Origin of the sequence: Actinoplanes hulinensis (assembly GCF_019429605.1) — a bacterium.
Lineage (GTDB): Bacteria > Actinomycetota > Actinomycetes > Mycobacteriales > Micromonosporaceae > Actinoplanes > Actinoplanes campanulatus.
The window spans coordinates 249,087-269,042 of the sequence record NZ_JAHXZI010000010.1; the positions used below are offsets into that span (position 1 = coordinate 249,087).

The 19,956-nt window shown below is 73.0% G+C and carries 15 protein-coding genes and 1 pseudogene; 7 read left to right on the forward strand and 9 right to left on the reverse strand.

Translation table 11 applies throughout. The features are described 5' to 3' along the window. Nucleotides 1-584: 584 nt before the first annotated feature. The 5 genes from KZ829_RS20720 to KZ829_RS20740 all read right to left on the reverse strand — a co-directional run bounded on the left by KZ829_RS20720 (nt 585) and on the right by KZ829_RS20740 (nt 7,795). Entirely contained in the window at nt 585-1,556 is a 972-nt protein-coding gene (locus tag KZ829_RS20720; RefSeq protein ID WP_220145578.1) for a hypothetical protein, read from the reverse strand. After that, nucleotides 1,553-4,045, reverse strand: coding sequence for an AAA family ATPase (locus KZ829_RS20725; RefSeq protein ID WP_220145579.1), 2,493 nt, complete (start codon nt 4,043-4,045; stop codon nt 1,553-1,555). The genes KZ829_RS20720 and KZ829_RS20725 overlap by 4 nt, the downstream gene beginning before the upstream one ends. Next, nucleotides 4,042-5,193: an exonuclease SbcCD subunit D gene (locus KZ829_RS20730; protein WP_220145580.1), complete on the reverse strand. Its 1,152-nt coding sequence runs from the start codon at nt 5,191-5,193 to the stop codon at nt 4,042-4,044. Before KZ829_RS20730 ends, KZ829_RS20725 begins: the two co-directional genes overlap by 4 nt. A 21-nt stretch (nt 5,194-5,214) precedes the next feature. Then, nucleotides 5,215-7,002 (reverse strand): ATP-binding protein, encoded by a 1,788-nt coding sequence (locus KZ829_RS20735; RefSeq protein WP_372453882.1) that lies wholly within the window; start codon nt 7,000-7,002, stop codon nt 5,215-5,217. Between the two features lie 97 nt (nt 7,003-7,099). Beyond that, nucleotides 7,100-7,795, reverse strand: coding sequence for a pyrimidine reductase family protein (locus KZ829_RS20740; RefSeq protein WP_308285594.1), 696 nt, complete (start codon nt 7,793-7,795; stop codon nt 7,100-7,102). Between the two features lie 317 nt (nt 7,796-8,112). Between KZ829_RS20740 and KZ829_RS20745 the strand changes: the two genes are divergently transcribed. Both KZ829_RS20745 and KZ829_RS20750 read left to right on the forward strand, forming a co-directional pair. Next, complete coding sequence (locus KZ829_RS20745) at nt 8,113-8,823, forward strand: ACT domain-containing protein (protein ID WP_220145581.1); 711 nt, start codon at nt 8,113-8,115, stop codon at nt 8,821-8,823. Between the two features lie 87 nt (nt 8,824-8,910). Then, complete coding sequence (locus tag KZ829_RS20750; protein ID WP_220145582.1) at nt 8,911-9,939, forward strand: GNAT family N-acetyltransferase; 1,029 nt, start codon at nt 8,911-8,913, stop codon at nt 9,937-9,939. 38 nt (nt 9,940-9,977) lie between these two features. Here the strand turns inward: KZ829_RS20750 and bsaP are convergent. Both bsaP and bioB read right to left on the reverse strand, forming a co-directional pair. After that, a pseudogene (bsaP, locus tag KZ829_RS45025) lies at nt 9,978-10,151 on the reverse strand (biotin synthase auxiliary protein BsaP); the annotation flags it as partial. 2 nt (nt 10,152-10,153) lie between these two features. After that, entirely contained in the window at nt 10,154-11,149 is a 996-nt protein-coding gene (gene bioB, locus KZ829_RS20755; RefSeq protein ID WP_220145583.1) for a biotin synthase BioB, read from the reverse strand. Between the two features lie 84 nt (nt 11,150-11,233). Here bioB and KZ829_RS20760 point away from each other — a divergent pair, with 84 nt between their 5' ends. The 3 genes from KZ829_RS20760 to KZ829_RS20770 all read left to right on the forward strand — a co-directional run bounded on the left by KZ829_RS20760 (nt 11,234) and on the right by KZ829_RS20770 (nt 14,270). Further along, nucleotides 11,234-12,367, forward strand: a complete 1,134-nt coding sequence (locus KZ829_RS20760; protein ID WP_220145584.1) for an 8-amino-7-oxononanoate synthase — start codon at nt 11,234-11,236, stop codon at nt 12,365-12,367. 383 nt (nt 12,368-12,750) lie between these two features. Then, a complete protein-coding gene (gene bioD, locus KZ829_RS20765; RefSeq protein WP_308285597.1) occupies nt 12,751-13,458 on the forward strand; it encodes a dethiobiotin synthase in 708 nt (235 codons plus the stop codon). Nucleotides 13,459-13,514: 56 nt separating this feature from the next. After that, complete coding sequence (locus tag KZ829_RS20770) at nt 13,515-14,270, forward strand: ROK family protein (RefSeq protein ID WP_183216162.1); 756 nt, start codon at nt 13,515-13,517, stop codon at nt 14,268-14,270. 6 nt (nt 14,271-14,276) lie between these two features. Here KZ829_RS20770 and KZ829_RS20775 read toward each other — a convergent pair whose 3' ends face one another. After that, nucleotides 14,277-14,906, reverse strand: a complete 630-nt coding sequence (locus KZ829_RS20775) for a class I SAM-dependent methyltransferase (RefSeq protein WP_220145585.1) — start codon at nt 14,904-14,906, stop codon at nt 14,277-14,279. A 78-nt stretch (nt 14,907-14,984) separates the two neighbouring features. Between KZ829_RS20775 and KZ829_RS20780 the strand changes: the two genes are divergently transcribed. Continuing rightward, a complete protein-coding gene (locus tag KZ829_RS20780; RefSeq protein WP_220145586.1) occupies nt 14,985-18,014 on the forward strand; it encodes a putative bifunctional diguanylate cyclase/phosphodiesterase in 3,030 nt (1,009 codons plus the stop codon). A 441-nt stretch (nt 18,015-18,455) separates the two neighbouring features. Here KZ829_RS20780 and KZ829_RS20785 read toward each other — a convergent pair whose 3' ends face one another. Then, nucleotides 18,456-18,803 (reverse strand): histone-like nucleoid-structuring protein Lsr2, encoded by a 348-nt coding sequence (locus KZ829_RS20785; protein WP_183216168.1) that lies wholly within the window; start codon nt 18,801-18,803, stop codon nt 18,456-18,458. 587 nt (nt 18,804-19,390) lie between these two features. Between KZ829_RS20785 and abmR the strand changes: the two genes are divergently transcribed. After that, the gene (gene abmR, locus KZ829_RS20790; RefSeq protein WP_220145587.1) at nt 19,391-19,942 is read left to right on the forward strand and encodes an ATP-binding transcription factor AbmR; all 552 of its coding nucleotides are present in this window, start codon (nt 19,391-19,393) and stop codon (nt 19,940-19,942) included. Nucleotides 19,943-19,956 lie beyond the last annotated feature (14 nt).

Genomic DNA, 19,956 nt, shown 5'->3' on the forward strand with positions numbered 1-19,956 from the left:
GACCCTTCCCCGTCGCCTGAGATACGGCCGGGGAGCCCTGCCGGGATCAAAGCCGGGGCGAGAATTTCCGGGACACTCGGTCTCAACGGTCCTCCGCTGCGTTCGTGGTCGAGACGGCGCACCAGTCGCCGATCACCCTCCGTATTGATCAACGCCGATTGGGACGCCAGGTAAGGCGGAATGATACTCAGTGACAATCGGCCCTGGACATGTCCCTGAGAATAATTCTCGGAGGGCCGAGAGAGCGTGATCTCGCAGCGTGAACGAGCGATTCCACTGCGTTGTCACAGGTGCGTAATGTGCGGCTAATAGGGGCCCCGGTGAGCCGATCGGGGGATGCCGGAGTGCCGGTCGGCCCCTTTCGGGCGACACCCGTCCGGGAGCGCTCCCAATTCCTTGTCCCCCTGATCGGGCGGTACACCGTGCCCGAATTCGCACGCCACGCGACAGCCCGTCACCGACCTCCGCGGCGAGCGCCACGGCCGTCCACGCGGACCCCGCCCCGGGACCCGGATCAGCGTCCCACTTGATGAGACGCCGGGATCGATTCTGAGATTGCGCGCCCAGCAAGTGGGCACGCCCCCTCAGAACGCGCGTGCCGAGTCGCGGGCCAGTGCCCGGTGCAGCACCCGGGCGTCACCCAGCATGCCCCGCAGACGGCGCTCCAGGCCCGCGATCGGCACCAGGTTCTGGGGCGCGCGCGGGTCTTTGTACGCCGACGAGGCGAACCGGGGCAGCGTCGCGAGCGACACCTCGGCCAGCTCGATCGCCTGCTCCGGGGACAGCTCGGGCGAACACTCCACCCGGACGATCCCGGACCACGGCGCGCCCGACGACCCGGGCAACCTCAGATACCACGACCAGCCGCCCCAGACCGTGCCGATCTGGAAGACCGGGGTCCGCTGGCCGGGCCGCAGCCGGGGCACGATCGCCTCCTGCGCGGCCGGCAGATAGTGCTTCTGCTGGGTCTTCACATACCCGATGGTGCGGGGCAGCTGCCGCCGGTTGCGCAGCGGACCGTCCACGATCAACAGGTCGGTCCCGTCCGAGCCGCTGTCCCGCGCGGCCGACGAGATCTCGATCTCCAGCGCGGTGAGCGGCCCCTGCACGGCGGCCGGCAGTTTGCTCGCCTCACCGGGCCCGCTGACCCGGTGCACCTCGTAGCTCACCGTCCCGGCGCGGACGTCACCGAGCGACGGGCTGGCGGTGAACAGGCCCCGGCCCACCCGGGCGACCGCCAGCTCGGCCGCCCCGCGCGCCAGGTCACAGCGCACCACGCCGGCCGCGAACGAGGCGGCCAGCCCGGCGTACGAGGTGCCGTCGTCCTCCGCCGTCCACACCTGGGCGTCGTTGCGCCGCACCCCGTCCACCAGGAACACCACGTCCGGCACCCGGGCGCCGGCCGGCACGTCGATCGGCGCCCACTCGGCGGCCGGCACCTCGACCTCGACGTCCACCTGGGCGCTGCTGGACGAGCCCGGCCCGTCGCCGCCGTCGCCACCCTCGAACGACGCGCCGTAGGACGGGTCCCACGCGTCGACGAACACTCTGGTCACAGGCCGACCCTCTCGACATGGGCGGTACGCGCGTCCTTGCGCACCTCGAACCGGACCGGCACCCGCTCGGCCAGCGCGTGCACGTGGGTCACCAGGCCGACCATCCGGTCACCGCGGGCCGCCAGGTTCTCCAGGGTCGCTGCGACCACGTCGAGGGTGGCCGCGTCCAGCGTGCCGAAGCCCTCGTCCAGGACGATCGACTCCAGGCTGGCCGCCGTGGTGCTCATCCCGGCGAGCTGCTCGGAGAGGGCCAGCGCCAGGGCCAGCGAGGCCTGGAACGTCTCGCCGCCGGAGAGCGTCCGCACGCCGCGCCGCAGCCCGGCGTCGTGGTGGTCCACGACGTAGAACTCGCCCTTCTCGTGCATCAGTTCGTACTGCCCGCCGGTCAGCTCCCGCAGGATCCGGGAGGCGCCGTCGACCAGCAGGTCGAGGGCCTCCTCCAGCAGCCAGCGCTCGAAGTTGTTGGCCCGCAGGTGCCCGGACAGCGACTTGGCCACCCGGCTCTCCCGCTGCAACTCCCCCCGCTGCTCGGCGGCGGCCCGGGCCGACTCACGCCGCTCGGTGGCCCGCTGCCACGCCGCGGCGGCCCGCTCGGCCGCCACCGCGGCGGCCCGGATCAGCCCCGACTCGCCCACCTGGCCGGCCGGCGTCGTCGCCCCGGCCGCCGTGAACAGCTCCACGATCGACTCGTGCACCCGGACGGTCGAGGCGCGGGCCGTCCGGACGGCCGCCTCCGCCTCCTCCCGGGCGGCCCGGCGCCGGTCGTGCTCGGCGGCCGCCCAGTCGACCAGGGCCCGCCAGGCGCCGGCCAGGTCGTCCCGGTCGGCCGGCGGCGGCACGAACCGGGCCAGGCCGTCCCGGGTCGCGTCGAACCGCTGCCAGACCGCCCGCTGCTGCTCCTCCGCCGTCCGGACCAGGGCCTGGGCCCGACGGTGCCCGTCCCGGGCGACCCGGACCGCGGCGGCCGCGTCCTCCAGGCGCCGTTGCAGCTCGCCCAGCTCGGCCAGGCGCTGCTGGAGCGCCTCCGCCCCGGGCAGGCCCTCCACCGCCCGGCGCACCTCGGCGAGGCGGGTCAGATGGTGCTCGTACTGGCCGCGCTTGCGCTCCAGGTCGTTCGCCACGTTGCGGGCCACCGCGTCCCGCTCGCGCCACCGGGCGGTCGCCTTCTCCGCCTCCTCCTTGGCGACGTTGCCGGCCACCTCGGCGATCCGCACCGCCGACTCCCCGGGCACCTCCGGCACCTCGGTCACCGTCTGCTCGCAGACCGGGCAGGCGTCGCCGGCGGTCAGGTGGCCGCGCAGAGCCACCGCGCGGTCCCGCTGCTGGGCGTCCCGGTAGTCCTGCCGGGCCTGCTCCAGAAGCTGCTGGGCGCCGACGTGGTGGGCGTGCGCCAGATCGGCGGCGGCGACCGCGTCCCGATGCTCGACCTCGGCGACCGACACCTTGCCGGCGAACCACTCCTCCTGCTCGATCAGCCGGGCCAGCTCGGTGTGCCGGTCGAGGGCCACCCGCAGGCGGCCCGGGTCACCGGCCGCGGCCAGCTCGCCGCGGATCTTCTCCTCGGCCTCCTCGGCGGCGTGCACCTCGTCGGCCGCACGGGTGGCGGCGTCGCGGGCCGCGGCGATCGCGCCGGACACCTCGGTCAGCCCGTCCGGCACCCGGACCGAGCCCAGTGCGGCCAGCTCGGCGTCGAGCGCGTCCCGCGCCCCGGCGGCGGCGGTCTCCGCCTCCCGGGCGGTACGCAGCCCCGGCACGGCCGCCTCCACGGCGGCGGTCAGCTCCCGCATCCGCGAGAGCTCCCCGGCGGCCGCCTCGACGGCCTCGTCGGTCGCGTCCTCCAGGGTGCCGAGCTGCTGCTCGACCACGGTCAGCTTGGCCTCCGCGGTACGGCCCCGCTCGGTCGCCTTGACCTGCACCTCCTCGTAGACGTGCAGGCCCAGCAGGTTGACCAGGATCTGCTGGCGGGTGGCCGGCTTGGCGTGCAGGAAGTCGGCGAACTGGCCCTGCGGCAGCACCACGCAGCTGGTGAACTGCTCGTACGGCAGGCCGACCGCCTCCAGCACCGCGGCGTCCATCTCGGCCGGGGTGCCGGCCAGCACCTCGCCGAGATCGGCCAGGTCCATGCCGGTGTCGAGCTTGGTGACGTCGAAGCCGGGCGGCATCAGCTGCAGCCCGGCTCCCGCCGTCTTCACGTTGCCCCGGCCGTCCCGCCGGACCACCCGGGTCGCCACGAACCGGTTGTTCGCCGACTCGAAGACCAGCCGCACCCGGGCCTCGGACGCGGACGGGGCCAGCGCGTTGCCGATGCCCCGGACGCCGCCCCACCGGGGAACCGTGCCGTAGAGGGCGAAACAGATCGCGTCCAGCACCGTCGACTTGCCCGAGCCGGTCGGGCCGACCAGGGCGAAGTAGTCGGCGTCGGTGAAGTCCACGGTGGTCTGGTCACGGAACACCGTGAATCCGGCCATGTCCAGCCTTAATGGCCTCATTGGTTGCTGCTCACCTCGTCGTACAGCTGGTCGAAGAGCTCGCGGACGCCCTCCTCGGCGTTGCCGCGACTGTCCAGGTAGTCGCCGAACAGCTCGCGTGGGGAACGGCCGGCCCGCTCCGCCGACCGCGCGCCCGACCGGCTCGGCAGCATGTCCGGGTCGATGCGCACCTCCAGCGCGTTGGGCAGCAGCTCCTGCACGTCCTCCCGGAGGCCGGGCCGTGGCGCCTCCCGGACCAGGACACGCAGCCAGGCGTCCGGAAGGTTCACCGTGGCGAGCTGTTCCAGGGTGCCGCGCACGGTCCGCAGGGTGAGCGCCGAGGTGACCGGCACGTCCCGGACGTGGGCCGCCTTGTCGCACGAGACGTCGACGATCGCCACCGAGCAGACGTTCTCCTCCTCGCCGAAGTCGACGGCGAGCGGGCTGCCCGAATAGCGGGTGGGGCAGGGTGAGATCACCGACTGGGTCCGGTGCAGGTGACCGAGCGCCACGTAGTGGGCGTTCGGCGGGAAGACCGTGGCCGGCACCGCGTAGCCCATGACGGTGTGCGCCTCACGCTCGCCGCCGCCGGTGCTCGCCCCGACGATCGTCAGGTGGGCGGTCAGCAGGTTGACCACACCCGGCTCGGCGAACGGCTCGCTGAGCTTGGCGATCAGCCGGGCAACCAGATCCGCGTACGTCTGGTTGGCCTCGGCGGCGGTCAGCTCGTACATCTCGGCGGCGCGGATCGCGTACCGCTGGGAGAGGAACGGCAGGGCGACCAGCCGCCACCGCTCGCCGCCCTCGGTGACGCCCTCGATCAAAAGATCATTCAAATCGGAGGCGTACGACCCGCGCAGCTCGATCCCGGCGGCGTCGGCCCACGGGCGCAACGCGTCGAGAGCGGCCCCGTTGTCGTGGTTGCCGCCGATCGCCACCACCCGGGCACCGGTCCGGCGCAGGGCGGAGAGCGCCCGGGTCACCAGCTTGGTGGCGTCGGCGGTCGGTGCCGCCGTGTCGTAGAGGTCGCCCGCCACGATCACCAGATCGGGTTTCTCGGCCTGGGCGATCTCGATCACCTGGGCGAGCACTCGCCGATGCTCGTCACGACGATCGCGGCCCTTGAGAACCTTCCCGACGTGCCAGTCGGAGGTGTGCAGGATGCGCATCGCTGAACCCTAGTCCGATCCCTAGAACGGAATGTCGTCGTCGGCCCCTGGTCGCCCGCCTATCACCGCGAACGGGTCGGCGCCCTGCACGATCGACCGCAACGTCTCGGCCGGCGGCGGCCCCGACTCCGACTTGCGGGTGGCCCACGCCGGGAACGGGAACTCGACGCAGAGCGGGACCGGGATGTCCGGCTGGTTGACGAACATCGTGCCGGGCCGGGCCAGCAGGGCGCGCTGGCGCATGGCCGGGGGCAGGAAGCCGTACTCCGGGCGGGACGCCTCGGCCGGGTCGAGCCGGCCCACCACCCGGATCGCCGAGTTCGTCACGATCCGCCGCTCCACCTCGCTCGCGGTCTGCTGGGCGCCGATCAGGATCACGCCGAGCGAGCGGCCACGCTCGGCGATGTCGAGCAGCACCTCCTTGATCGGGGAGGAGCCCTCGCGGGGTGCGTACTTGTTCAGCTCGTCGAGGACCACGAAGAGCAGCGGGCGGCCGGTGCCGGACTTCTCCTTCTCCTCGAACTCGGTCTTCAGCGTCACACCGACCACGAACCGCTGCGCCCGGTCCGGCAGGTTGTGCAGGTCGACCACGGTGACCTGAGCGCTGTCCGCGGTCTTGATCTGGTGCGGCCGGCGCTGCGCCAGGTCGCCGCGGATCAGCCGGGACAGGTCCCGCTTGCTGCCGATCAGCCGGCGGGCGAAGGCGTTGACCGTGCCCATGTTGACCGCGCTGCCGGCCCAGGTGGACCGGGTCTCGTCGTCGGTGAGCTGCTCGACGACGTGGTCCACGAGATCCTGGTACGAGCTGATCCGCCGCCCGTCGATGCTGATGCCGCCCTCGGCCGGGACCGCGTACCGGGCCAGGTGGGCGGTGACCGAGTGGACCACCATCGTGTACTGCTGGCGCTCGTCGTCGGCGTCGGCGAACACGTACGGCAGGAGCTTCTTCTCGCAGAACTCGGCCAGCGTCCAGTAGAACGCGTCGACACCGGTGAGGCGGCTGGCCACGTCCGGAGCGCCGGACGAGTCGCCGGCACGCGGCGGGGCGTAGACCCGGACGTCCGGGAACGGCGCGGCGGGCAGACCGAGATGCGCGTACGCCGCGCGGGTCGTCTCGTCCAGCTTCGTGTTCGGATGGTCCAGGAAGAGCAGGTCCTCACCCTTGACGTTGAAGATCAGCGCCCGTGCGTTGGTCCCGTCGGCGCCGAGCTGACCGGACCGGAACACCGAGTAGAGCAGGAACGTGGCGAAACTGGTCTTGGTGGCCACGCCGGAGATGCCGGAGATCGACACGTGCGCGCCGCGGGTGCCGTCGAGGAAATCCGCGTTCAGGAAGACCGGCACCCCGTCGCGCCCGGTGCCCATCGGGACCCGCCGCTCCATCCGGTCGAAGTGCAGCGCGGCGTCGCGGGCGTCGCCGGTGGCCCGGTGCACCACCGCGCCGGGGGCGGGCGGCACATACAGCTCCGGGTCGACGCGGGTGGTGGTGATCTCGGCGGCCTCCTGCACCATCGCGGGCAGGGTGCCCTCGGCGATGGCGAACACGTCCGAGTCGAACTGGGCCCCCTCGTGCCGGGCGCGCACCTGGGTGACCACCCCGGCGATCGTCACCGGCTCGCGGTCCGGCAGGTCACGGCGGGTCACCACGACGTCGTCGAGCTGGAGGTAGCTGCCGGGGGTCACGGCCGTCCAGAACTGCAAGGGGGTGGCGTCCGCGGTGCCCAGCACGCGGCCGACGGGGTCATCCGCCGATTTTGCATTCAGTTTTCCGCCGCGGGCAGGCTCAGCTTCGTCAGACACGCCGATCATCGTGCCTCAGAGGTACGACAAAATGCCCGCGCCCTTGGTTGTCCACAACCTGTGGGGTCCATCCACAGAGTTATGCACAAGATCTTGAATCCAGGAATCAGGCGCTCCGCGCGTACCGGAGAAAAAGCATGTCCCCGTGAACGAGCGCGTGCCGCAGCGACATCCTCCGCGGCGGTGACGGCGGTCCGTGCGCGATGCGGCCCGCCGGGCCGCCGACCAGCAGCGGCGCGACCGTGAGGCACAGCTCGTCGACCAGATCGGCGGCGATCATCGAGCCCAGCAGCCCCGGCCCGCCCTCGCAGAGCAGCTGGGTCGCGCCGCGCTCGTGCAGCAGCCGCAGCCCGGCCGCGAGGTCGACCTCGGTGTCACCCGTGGGAATGATTTCGGCGACCTCGCGGACCGGGGAATCGGGGGCGGCCCGATGGGTCAGCACGACCGGCGGGATCGGGGCGTCCGAGAAGACCAGCTGTGCGGGGTCCAGATCGAGGGAGCCGGAGACGATCACCATGAGCGGGAACTCGGGCAGCCCGTGCGCGACCCGCCAGGCCCGCGCGGACGGGGTCGGTCGCAGGGCGTCGTAGCCCTCGGCGCGGACCGTGCCGGCCGCCACCACGAGGGCGTCGCAGACCATCCGCAGGGTGTCGAAGACCTCCTTGTCACCGGGCCCCTGGAGGCCGGCGGAGAGGCCGTCGACGGTGACCGCGCCGTCGGCGCTGGCGATGAAGTTCACCCGGAGGACGGGCCGCTCGGCACGCGGGTAGTGGGCGGCGAGCGCCTCGGGGTCGAGATTCACGGACCGGGCGGACCGGTGACCGGCGGGACCGGCTCGGGCTCGCGGTGCTGGCAGTCGCACCACGAACCGCCGCGGCAGTCGTCGTGCCGCCGCTGCCGGCAGGCTGCGCAGATCATGTGCCGACCCTACGGCACTGTCCGACACCCGACCGGCACAGTTCGGGGAACATCGCGGACTCCTACCCTGACGTTGTGATTCCGGACATAAAGCTGCAGCTTGACGGCCGGGACACGGCCGTGCAACGGGTCCGAAACGCCGAATGTGCAAGGTGTTGATCGCAGGACGGCGCCACCGGCCGTCGCGACGGGAGGAGTTTCATGTTGCTGCGGGTTCGAGTCACTCTGCCGGACCGTCCCGGCGCTCTGGGCCAGGTCGCGCGCACCCTCGGGGTGGCCGGCGCGGACATCGTCCAGGTGGTGGTGCTGGAACGGCTCGGCGGCCGCGCCGTCGACGACTTCACCGTGGTGTGGCCGGGCGCCACCCGCGTCGAGCGCCTCCTCGCCGGTCTCGCCGCCATCCCCGGCGTGCAGGTCGACGGGGTGTGGAAGGCGATAGGAGCCCCGGTCAACGGCGGCCACGACGCCGAACTGCTCGCCCAGGTCGCGGCGAACCCGGTGGACGGCCTGGCCACCCTGGTCGACGCGGTGCCCGGCCTGCTGGCCGCCGACTGGGCCGCGGCCGCGGTGGTGCCGGCCGACTGGGCGGCCCGCAGCGGCGCCGGCGGTGGCAGCGAGCCGCGGTCGGTCTATGCGAGCTGGCGTGCCCCGTCCCCGCTGCACCTGCCCGAGGTCACCCCGCTGCGGGCCCGCCCGATGGCCGAGCCGGGCGGCGCGCGCTACGCGGTGGCTCCCTTCGGCCGGGCCGGGCTGGTGCTGGTCGTCGCCCGTGCCGACGACGAGGAACTGCCCGCCGCCGCCTTCCACGTGACCGAGGTGGACCGGGTCGCCCAGCTGGTGCGGGCCGCCGCGGTCATCCTCGGTGACCGTCTGGACTCCGTCGGCACGCCCGCAGGGGCCACCCCGGTGTGATGCTCCTGACCCGGTAACCGCTGGTGAAAGCAATATCCGCGCAACAACGCCGGTGCACTCTTGAGGGCGGAGGAAAGGAGTGCCCGCATGGCGTTGTGGCGGATCAGGGCCACGGTCGACGACCGTCCCGGCTACCTCTCGGTGCTGACCGCGAGCCTGGCTCTGCGGTCGGTGAACATCCTCGCCGTCCAGGTGCACACCACCGAGGAGGGCGCGGTCGACGACTTCCTGGTGGACGCGCCGGACGCGCTCACCGAGACCGACCTGATGGCGGCGGTGGTCAAGGGCCGCGGGCGGGACGCGTTCGTCGCCCGGGCCGAGGCGGAGGGCCTGGCCGACCAGCCGACCCGCGGTCTGGCGCTGGCCGGGCGCCTGGTGCACGAGCCGGATTCCCTCGGCGAGTCCCTGGCCGCCCTGCTGGACGCCACCGACGTGCGCTGGCGGCCGGCGTCCGCCTCCGACGGGCCCGGGTTCCACGGTGGCCGGATGACGCTGATCGACCCGGCCGGCGGCTGCCTGGAGGTGCTCCGGGCGCTGCCCGCCTTCACCCCGGCCGAGTTCGCCCGGGCGCAGGCGCTGGTCGAGGTTGCCGCCTCGGTCCACCGGTTGCAGCGGGAGCAGGTGTCCCTGCTCCTGCCGGACGGCTCCGAGCTGGTGCTCCGCCCGGCCGGGCCGGACGATCTGCCCGCCGTCCGCGACCTGCACGAGGAGTGCTCGCCGGCCACGCTGCGCCACCGCTACCCGGGCGGGGTCCCCGGCGAGGCCCGGCTGCGCCGCCTCCTGGAGCCGTCCCGCGGGGTCACCCTGCTGGCGGTGGCCCCGGGCGGGTCGGTGGCGGCGATGGCGACCCTGCTCGTCGAGGGCGACCTCGGTGAGACCACCGTCCTGGTGGAGGACGACTGGCAGCGCCGCGGCCTGGGCACCGTCCTGCTGCGCCGGCTGCACACGCACGCCGAGCGGGCCGGCCTCGGCGCGGTGGTGGCGCACATCGCGAGCGACAACGTGGCGATGCTGCGAACGCTGCGGCGGCTCGGGGCGCACGCCTTCGAGCGCGACGGCGCGATGGTCAGCGTCACGATGCCGGCCGCCCGGGAGACCCCGGCGCCGTCGGCCTAGCGCCACGCCGCGGCCCCACGCAAGCCACGGGACAGGCTTCAGCCGGTCCGGATGCCGTGCTCCACACAGGTGGCGGTCCATCCGGTGGGGACGACCTGCACCTTCATCCGGCGGCGGCACCGCGCGCAGAACCGGGGCGGTTCCAGCGCACGTGCCGCCGCGCAACCCGTGTGGTCACCGTCGGCCGCCGGGAGCCCGCACCGGTCGCAGAACATCAGAAGGTCGCCGACAGGGACTTGACCGGCATCTTCAGGTCGGACAGCAGCTCCAGGTCGGCGGTCGCCGGGCGGCCCAGCGTGGTGAGGTAGTTGCCGACGATCACCGCGTTGATGCCGCCGAGCAGGCCGTCCCGGGTGCCCAGGTCACCGAGGGTGATCTCGCGGCCCCCGGCGTACCGGAGGATGGTCCTGGGCATCGCCAGCCGGAAGGCGGCGATGGCGCGCAGCGCGTCCTTGCCCTCCACCACCGGCCGGTCACCCAGCGGGGTGCCGGGCCGCGGGTTCAGGAAGTTCAGCGGCACCTCGTGCGGGTCCAGCTCGGCGAGCTGGGCGGCGAACTCGGCCCGCTGCTCGACGGTCTCGCCCAGCCCGAGGATGCCGCCGCAGCAGACCTCCATGCCGGATTCGCGAACCATCCTCAGCGTCTCCCACCGCTCCTCCCACGAATGGGTGGTCACCACGTTGGGAAAGTACGACCGGCAGGTCTCCAGATTGTGGTTGTAGCGATGCACGCCCATGTCCACCAGATCGTCGACCTGCTCCTGGCTGAGCATGCCGAGGCTGGCGGCGACCTGGATGTCGACCGCCTCCCGGATGGCCGCGACCCCGGCGCGCATCTGCTCCATGAGCCGCTTGTCCGGCCCGCGGACGGCGGCCACGATGCAGAACTCGCTCGCGCCGGTGGCGGCGGTCTGCCTCGCGGCCTCCACCAGGGAGGGGATGTCCAGCCAGACGGCCCGGACGGGGGACGCGAACAGGCCCGACTGGGAGCAGAAGTGGCAGTCCTCGGGGCAGCCGCCGGTCTTCAGCGAGACGATGCCCTCGACCTCGACCTCGGGGCCGCACCACTTCATCCGGACGTCGTGGGCGAGCTGCAACAGCTCCGGCAGCGCCTCGTCGGGCAGGCGCAGAATCTCCAGAATGTCCGCCTCGGCCAGGCCGGAACCTTCGTCGAGCACCCGGGCCCTGGCCCGGTCGAGGATGTCAGACATGCCCGTACCCTACAGAGTTCACAGGTCGGCAGGACTGTCGGTGCTGGGTGATAGTTTCCCATTCTCGTGATCACTGGGGGTGTCTTGGCGGACTGGTTGGAGGCGCTGGACAGCCTGGCCCGCGAGCGGGCCAAGGCGGGGCTCACCCGTCAGTTGCGGCCGCGGGCCGCCGGCGACACCGTCGTCGACCTGGCCGGCAACGACTATCTCGGCCTCTCCGCCCACCCCCGGGTGATCGCCGCGGCACGCGAGACCCTCGAGGGGTACGGGCTGGGCGCCACCGGTTCCCGGCTGGTCCGTGGCTCCACCGGCCCGCACGCCGAGCTGGAGGAGGCGCTGGCCGGCTGGCTGGGCGCCGAGTCCACCCTGGTCTTCTCGTCCGGCTATCTGGCCAACCTGGCCGTGGTCCGGGCCGTCGGCGCGGTCTGCGACCTGGTGGTGTCGGACGCCTACAACCACGCCTCCCTGATCGACGGCTGCCGGATCTCCGGTCTGCCGGTGCGGGTGTCGCCGCACAACGACCCGGCCGCCGTCGCCGCGATCCTCGAAGCGCATCCGGGCCGGGCCGCCGTGGTGACCGAGTCGGTCTTCTCGGTCGACGGCGATCTCGCCCCGCTCGCCGCCCTGCACGAGGTGACCGCGGCCCACGGCGCGCTGCTGATCGTCGACGACGCGCACGCTCTCGGCCTGCTCGGGCCGTCCGGCGCGGGCGGGGTCGCGGCCGCCGGGCTGGCCGGCGCGCCCGGCGTGATCGTCACGGCGACACTGTCCAAATCGCTCGGCGGCGCCGGTGGCGTGGTGGCCGGGCCGGCGGCGTTCGTCCGCCACCTGATCGACACGGGCCGCAGCTTCATCTACGACACGGCGCCGCCGCCGGCCGTGGTGGCCGGGGTGCTGGCCGCCGTCGGCATCGCCCGGGAGGCCGACGACCGGCGGGCCGTGCTGTTCGAGCGCGGCGCCCGGATCGCCGCCCGGCTACGGGAGGCGGGGCTCTCCGCCCGCGATCCGGCGGCCGGGGTGCTCTCGGTGCCGGCGCCCGGGCCGGAGGCCGCCGTGGCGTGGGCCGCCGACTGCCGGGACCGTGGGGTCGCGGTCGGCTGCTTCCGGCCACCGTCGACACCGGACGGCAGCTCGCGCCTGCGGCTGACCGTGAACGCGGGCGTCCCCGAGACGGATTTCGCCCGAGCCCTGACCGTGATCCTGGAGTGCGCACCATGACCGCCGACCCCCCTCAGGCGTCCCGTCCCACCCACCTCTCGCTGGTTCCCCCGCACCGCGGCGGTGGCCACGGCCTGCCGGTCGCCACCGGCCCGGCCCGGCGGACGGTGACGACGGCCCTCGACCCGTTGCAGGCCCACGGTGGCGGGCACGCTCCGGCCGTACCATCGCCGGTGGCGAGCGTGACCCCGGCCGAAGCCACCGGTGAACCGGAGACCTCGCCCCCCACCTGGCTTGCGGAGCCTTCCGCCGAGCCCGCCGAGCCCGCCGAAGCTTCCATCGAGCCCGCGGAGCCGGTGGCCGCTCCCGAAGCGCCCGAAGCGCCCGCTGAGACGCGTGAGACGGCGCGGCCGAGCCGGGCCGACAGCGACGAGTGGCGCGGGATCGTGCTGGTCACCGGCACCGACACCGAGGTCGGCAAGACCATCGCCACCGCGGCGATGGCCGCCGCCGCCCAGGCCGCCGGCCTCCGCGTGGCCGTGATCAAACCCGGTCAGACCGGCATCGACACCGGCATGCCGACCGACGCCGAGGTGGTGACCCGCCTGGCCGGTCCGGAGACCGTGCGCACCCTGTCCGAATTCCCGGAGCCGCTCGCCCCGCTGGCCGCCGCCAAGGTGGCCGGGCTGCCCCCGCTGGACCTGTTCGACGTGGTCGACGCGATCCGGGCCGAGGCGGAGAAACACGACCTGGTGCTGGTCGAGGGCGCAGGCGGCCTACTCGTGCCGATGGGCGTGCGCCCGTCCGGGGAGGCGTGGACGTTCGCCGACCTGGGCACCACGCTGGGCTGCGGGATGATCGTGGTGGCCCGCGCCGGGCTCGGCACGCTGAACCACACGGCCCTCACGCTGGAGGCGCTGAACCGTCGCGGCGTCCCGGCCCGGGTGATCCTCGGCGCCTGGCCGGCCGAACCCGAGCTGGTCCACTGGGCCAACCTGGGCGAGCTGGTCCCGCACCTGGTGGGCGCCCTGCCCGCGGGCGCCGGATCGATGGATCCCGGGGTCTTCCGCAGGTCCGCGCCCGGCTGGCTCACCCCGGCGCTGTACGGAGTCCTGGACAACTGGCGCGTCTGGGCGGAAGAGGCGGGCTGACCGAACACCCGGCACAATTACCACCGGGGGAGGTGTCGCGCATGCACACTGGCCGGGTGGCATTCACCCTGACGATCGACTGCGGCGGCGGCGGGATCAAGGGCTCGGTCCTCGACGAGGCCGGGACCATGCGGGCACACCCGATCCGGGTGCCCACCCCCTATCCGCTCCCGCCCGACCTGTTCGTCAAGACGCTCGTCGATCTGGGTCACCAGCTGCCGAACGCGGATCGCGTCACGGTCGGCATGCCCGGGATGATCCGGCACGGCGTGGTGGTGGCGACCCCGCACTACGTGACCCGCAGCGGCCCGCGGACCCGGGTGGACCCGGAGCTGTTCGAGGCGTGGCGGGGGTTCGACGCGCGGACCGCCCTGGCCGAGGCGTTCGGGCTGCCCACGCTGGTGCTCAACGACGCCGAGGTGCACGGCTGCGGGGTGGTCGCGGGCACCGGCTGCGAGCTGGTCCTGACCCTCGGCACCGGGCTGGGCTGTGCCCTCTTCGACGGCGGCGAGCTGGCCCCGCACCTGGAGATGTCGCAGGCCCCGGTGCGGTGGGGGATGTCCTATGACACGTACATCGGCGAGCACGAGCGCCGCCGCCTCGGTGACGCGCTCTGGTCACGCCGGGTCCGCAACGTGGTGGAAGGGCTGCGCCCGGTCTTCCTGTGGGACCGGGTCTACCTGGGCGGCGGAAACTCCCGGCTGATCACGCCCGCACAGCTGGCCCGGATGGGCGACGACGTGGTGGTGGTGCCGAACACGGCGGGCATCGTCGGCGGCGTCCGCGCCTGGACGCTGGGTCAGGTCGCCTAGGACCGGCTAGGTCGTGACCTGCCAGACGGTGGTTCGGCGGACCGGGACGCCCTCCAGGTCCTCGACCACCGGGACGTCGTACTCGGCGCGGCGGATCAGGCCCTCCGGCAGGTAGGCGCGGCCCGGATCGCCGACCAGGACCAGGGAGCCGCGGGCGGCGGAGCGGCGCAGGAACGGCAGGACCCGGCCGGCCATCTCCCGGCTGTAGAAGACGTCGCCGGCCAGGACGACGCCGTACCGGTCGCCGCTGTCCAGCAGGTCGGCCTCGACGGTCTCCACCGGCATGCCGTTGGCCTCGGCGTTGGCCCGGGCGGCGGCCAGCGACAGCGGGTCGATGTCGTTGGCGACGACCGGGCGCGCGCCGGCCCGGGCCGCGGCCACCGCGACCAGTCCGGAGCCGGTGGCCAGGTCGAGGACACTTCTCCCGGCGACCAGGTCGGGCTCGTCCAGGATGTGCCGGGCCAGCGCCTGCCCGCCGGCCCAGGCGAACGCCCAGAACGGCGGCGGCTGCGGCGTGCCGGCCGCCTCGGTCGCCTCCCAGAGTGCGATCGAGTCCTCTGCCTGGTACAGCGAGACCTCGGGGACGAACGGGACCGGCGCCAGGACCGTGTGGGCGTGGACGAACTCCAGAAGCACCCACCGATTGTGCCGTTGCCGCTCAGAGGCCCGGCGACCGGGCCGATCAGGACTGGGGAGAACGTCGGAGGGAGCGGGATGCCGACACGGTGGCCGGCCACCATCTTCGGCGCCTGGATGGTGGTGCTCGCCGTGGCCTTCGGGCTGCAGCCGGGACTGCGGGCTCCGCTCCTGTTGATCGCCGGTGCCTCCGCCGTGGCGGCGCTGACCCTCGGCATCCGCCGTAGCCGCCCGGACGACGAACGCCCGTGGTGGGTCCTGGCCGGCGCGGTCGGCCTGTCCGCGCTCGGTGGCGCGGCCGCCGGCGCACCGGCCTTCCTCACCGACCGGCTGACCTGGCTGGAACCGGCCGGCACGGCGCTCCTGCTGGTCGGCTACGCGGCCCTGGCGGTGGCGCTGGCCGGGTTCGTGGACCGGCGTACGAGCTCGTCGCGGGACCGGGCCGGGCTGCTCGACGCGCTCATGGTCACCTCCGGCGTGGCGCTGCTGATCTGGACCTTCGTGGTCGGCCCGCGGCTGGAGAGTTCGGTCGCGACCGGCTGGACCGAGGTGGCCATGCCGGTCGCCGACCTGCTCTGCCTGGGCCTGCTGGTCCGGCTGGCGACCATGCCCGGCCGTCTGGTGGCGCCCGGCTACATCCTGGGCGCCGGCGTGGTGGCGCTGCTCGCCGCCGACGTGGCCCGCGGTTCCGGGTACGGGCAGCTGGCCCTCTACACGGCGGCCGGGCTGGCGGCGCTGATCCCGTCGATGGCGGAGCTGACCCGCCCGGCCGAGTCGCCGCCCACCGAGACGAGTCACGCCCGGCTGGCGCTGCTCGGGGTGGCCGCCATGGTGGCCCCGACCGTGCTGCTGGTGAAGATGTTCCGGGACGGCCAGTACGCCGGCCTGACCGTGGTGGCCGCGCTGAGCACGCTGATGATGGCGCTGGTGCTGGCCCGGATGGCCGGGATCATGGCGAACCACCGGAAGGCGATGTCCCGGGAGCGGGCACTGCGGGAGGCGTCCGCGGCCCTCGTGTCGGCCGCCGACGTGGAGGCGGTGGGCCTGGCCGTACGCACCGCGGTGGCCCAGCTCATCCCGGACGACGTGCCGAACGGGGTGGTGCTGGCCATCGCGATCGCGCAGGCCGAGCCGCAGTCGCCGGAGGCGGTGGCGCAGGCCGCCGTGGACCGGGCCACCGGCACCGCCGCGCGCCTGGTCACCACCCGGGACGTGGACTGGGCGGTGGCGGTACGCCTCACCCAGTTCACCAAGACACTGCGCTGCCCCATGGTGCTCAAGGACCGGCCGGCCGGCGACCCGCTGGTCGGTGTGCTGCACGTGGGCGCCCCGACCTGGGCGCTGCTGGAGTTGCAGCGGTCGGTGGAGGTGCTGGCCGGGCAGGTGGCGCTGGCCCTGGAGCGGATCGCGCTCGGGCAGGAGGTGACCCGGCAGAACAGCGAGAGGTACTTCCGGACCCTCGTCCAGAACACCGCCGACGTGATCACGATCGTCGACGAGCAGGACCGGATCCGGTACGCCAGTCCGTCCGCGATCGGCGTCTTCGGCGGTGACCCGACCGGCTACTTCCTGCCCGAGGTGATCCACCCGGGCGAGCGGGACCGGCTGGGCGAGGTGCTGGCCGCGGTCCGGAGCGGCCACCAACCGGACGAGCAGCCGGACTTCCGGGCGCGCGGCAACCGGAGCACCGAGGTGCTGCTCGAACTGCAATGCCGGGACCTGCGGGCCGACCCGACGGTGTCCGCCCTGGTCATCACGATGCGGGACGTGACCGAGCAGCGGCGCCTCCAGAACGAGCTGACCCATCAGGCGTTTCACGACGCGATGACCGGTCTGGCGAACCGGGTGCTGTTCAACGACCGGCTGCGGCACGCGGCGGCCCGCAGCGCCCGGGACGGCTCGGTGATCGGCGTCCTCTTCATCGACCTGGACGACTTCAAGATCGTGAACGACACCCTCGGGCACGCGGTCGGCGACCAGCTGCTGATCGCGGTGGCGCACCGGATCGCCGGGGCGTTGCGGGCCGACGACACGGCGGCCCGGCTCGGCGGTGACGAGTTCGCCGCCCTGGTGGAGAACGTCAACGACCCGGGCGCCGTGGAGGAGACCGCCAACCGGATCTTCACGGCGCTGACCGAGCCGATCGCCACCGACGCCAAGCCCCTGTACGCGGCGGCCAGCATCGGCATCACCACCACCCCCGAGGGCCACGACGCCGACGAACTGCTGCGCCAGGCCGACCTGGCCCTGTACGTGGCGAAGGGCGCCGGCAAGAACCAGTGGCGCCGTTACCAGGCGCACCTGCACGACGAGATGGTGCAGCGCCTGGAACTGCGGTCGGCGCTGAACCACGCCGTCAACGAGGGCCACTTCCTGCTGCACTACCAGCCGATCGTGGACCTGCCCAGCGGTATGGCGGTCGGGTTCGAGGCGCTGGTCCGCTGGCACCACCCGAAGCGCGGGATCGTCACGCCGGAGGAGTTCATCGAGGTCGCCGAGGAGAGCGGCCTGATCCTGCCGATGGGCCGCTGGGTGCTGGAGGAGGCGCTGCGCACGGTCGCCGAGTGGCGCCGCATCCTGCCGGCCGGCCAGGCCCCGTACGTCAGCGTCAACGTCTCGGTCCGGCAGTTCCGCGAGTCCGGTTTCGTCGAGCAGGTCCGTGCCGCGCTCACCCACACCGGCGTGCCACCGCACGGCCTGATGCTGGAGATCACCGAGACCCTGCTGGTGAAGGACGACGAACGGATCTGGACCGATCTGGGCGCACTGCGGGAGATGGGCATCCGGATCGCCATCGACGACTTCGGCACCGGCTACTCGTCGCTCGGCTACCTGCGCCAGCGCCCGATCGACATCATCAAGATCGACAAGACGTTCATCGACGACATGGTCTCCAGCCCGCAGCCGATGGCGCTGGTCAGCGGCATCGTGAGCCTGGCGCAGTCGCTCGGCCTCACGGTCATCGCCGAGGGCATCGAGAGCCCCACCCACCGCGAGGTGCTGGTCCGCCTCGGTTGCCCGCTCGGCCAGGGCTACCTCTTCTCCAGTCCGCTCGGCCCCACCGAGGTCCTGGCCTGGCTGCGCAGCACCCAGCAGGTAGCCGTCTGATCGGCACGGGTCACCCCCGCACAGGTTTCGCGTACGCCCGGCCGCGGCGCCGAATCCCCGGGCATTTCCCGGCCGGGCGCTTTCCCGCACGCATGGGCCGGGCCCCGTTTTCCGGTCCCCGGACGCCGCCGGATACCCTTTCCGGCCCGCCGGACCGGCCGTCCACGAAGGCCCGGAGGCTTCCGCCCGGCCGCGGTTGCGTCGGTCCGGTACCGTCTCATTCCCCACCGGTTAACGGCCCTTTAGCGGCCGGCCTTTCCCAGGTCCCGTGCGCGGCTTTCCCCGGCCGGCGGCCGGCTCGTTCCCGTGTACCGGAACCGGAATAGCGCCGATCGCACCCACTATCGAAGACCGCCGCTGAGGTCAGAGCGGGTCCGGGCCGTCCACAAGAGACACCGACGGCGCCGCCCGGAAACCCGGACGGCGCCGCCGCGGAGCGCCCTAGCGCTTGTTGTGGTACGCCTCGACCACGTTGCTCGGGATCCGGCCACGCTCGGAGACCGGGTAGCCGTTCTTGTTCGCCCACTCACGAATAGCCTGGTTCTGGTCCCGGCTGGAACGACTCGACACGGCCGCGACGGCCCGCCGGGCAGTGGTCGGAACGTTGCCGTTGCGCCCCAGACGGGTGGCCGCGGAGAGGAACGGCTCCAGGGCTTTACGCAGCTTACCGGCATTCTTCTCGGAGAGGTCGATGGTGTAGTTGACCCCGTCGAGACCGAATTCGACGGTGCGGTCGGCTTCACCCCCGTCGAGGTCGTCGGTCAGAACGGTAATTATCTGCTTGGCCATGGTTGTTCGCTCCTACAGCGACGTCATTAGGCTGACGCCCGCCCCGGTCCTGGCCGCGAATGGTCGTCATCGCATTCATTCTGTCGCCCGGGTGGTAGCCAGTGCAAATTGCCCGTTCTGGCATGTCGCAATTGCCGGGCCCATCGAGCCGTCGACCGAGGGGGCTTTTCAGACCTGTGAATATGCGGTAACGTTCGCGGTGGGAGCGCTCCCACGTCGCCATCCCCCGCGATGGCCCGCAGACCCGAGCCGCCTCGTCGCCGATCCTCCGGTGCCGGGGCGGTTCGCCGTTTCCCGGTCCATGATCCGGACCATCCTGCCACGCGATCCCATCGTGCGCCGCACGCACGCCCCCGGCCCACCACCGCCGCGCGGCCAACGCCCAGCCCGGGCCACCATCGCCGCACAGCCACGCCCTGGCAGAAAGGCGGCGCTCCCGACCACTGCCCCACCCACGCCGAACACACACCGCCCGGCAAGCGGCTCTCCCGCGCCGAGTCGGCTCTCCCCCCATCTCAGCCGCGGCGGGTCTGGCGGAACGGCGCGAAAGGTTGTAAGCATGTAATCAGGTAAGCGAGGAGGTTGTCATGCCAGTCCGATTCGCCGCGCCCGGTGGGCGCACCGAGCCACCCAACGCCGACGACGCCGCCGCCTGGATCACCGGCGCGCTCCCCGACGGCTGGTTCACCGAGGCACCCGAGGTCGTCATCGACCGCGACGAGATCATCATCTGGGGCCGCCTGCCCCGGCCCGACCTGCCGGAGGACGCCACCGACGCCGACCGTGCCGCCGGCCAGGCCGGGCGGATCGCCCGGTTCCGGGAGGAGACCCGGGAGGCGCGGATCCGGGTCGCCCGCCAGGTCGAGCACCGCTACCAGCGCAAGGTCGCCTGGGGCGCCCGATGCGGGGAGACCTCGGAGCTCTTCACCCATCTGTCGGCACCGGTGATGACCCGGTTGCGCCAGCCCGAGCGCCAGGTCCTCGACACCCTGGTCGACGCCGGCGTGGCACGCTCCCGCTCCGAGGCGCTGGCCTGGTGCGTGAAGCTGGTCGGCCGGCACACCGAGGATTGGCTGGAGGAGTTGCGCTCCGCCATGACCCGCGTCGACGAACTCCGCCGCCGCGGACCGGAGGCCTGATCCGGCTGGGGCGG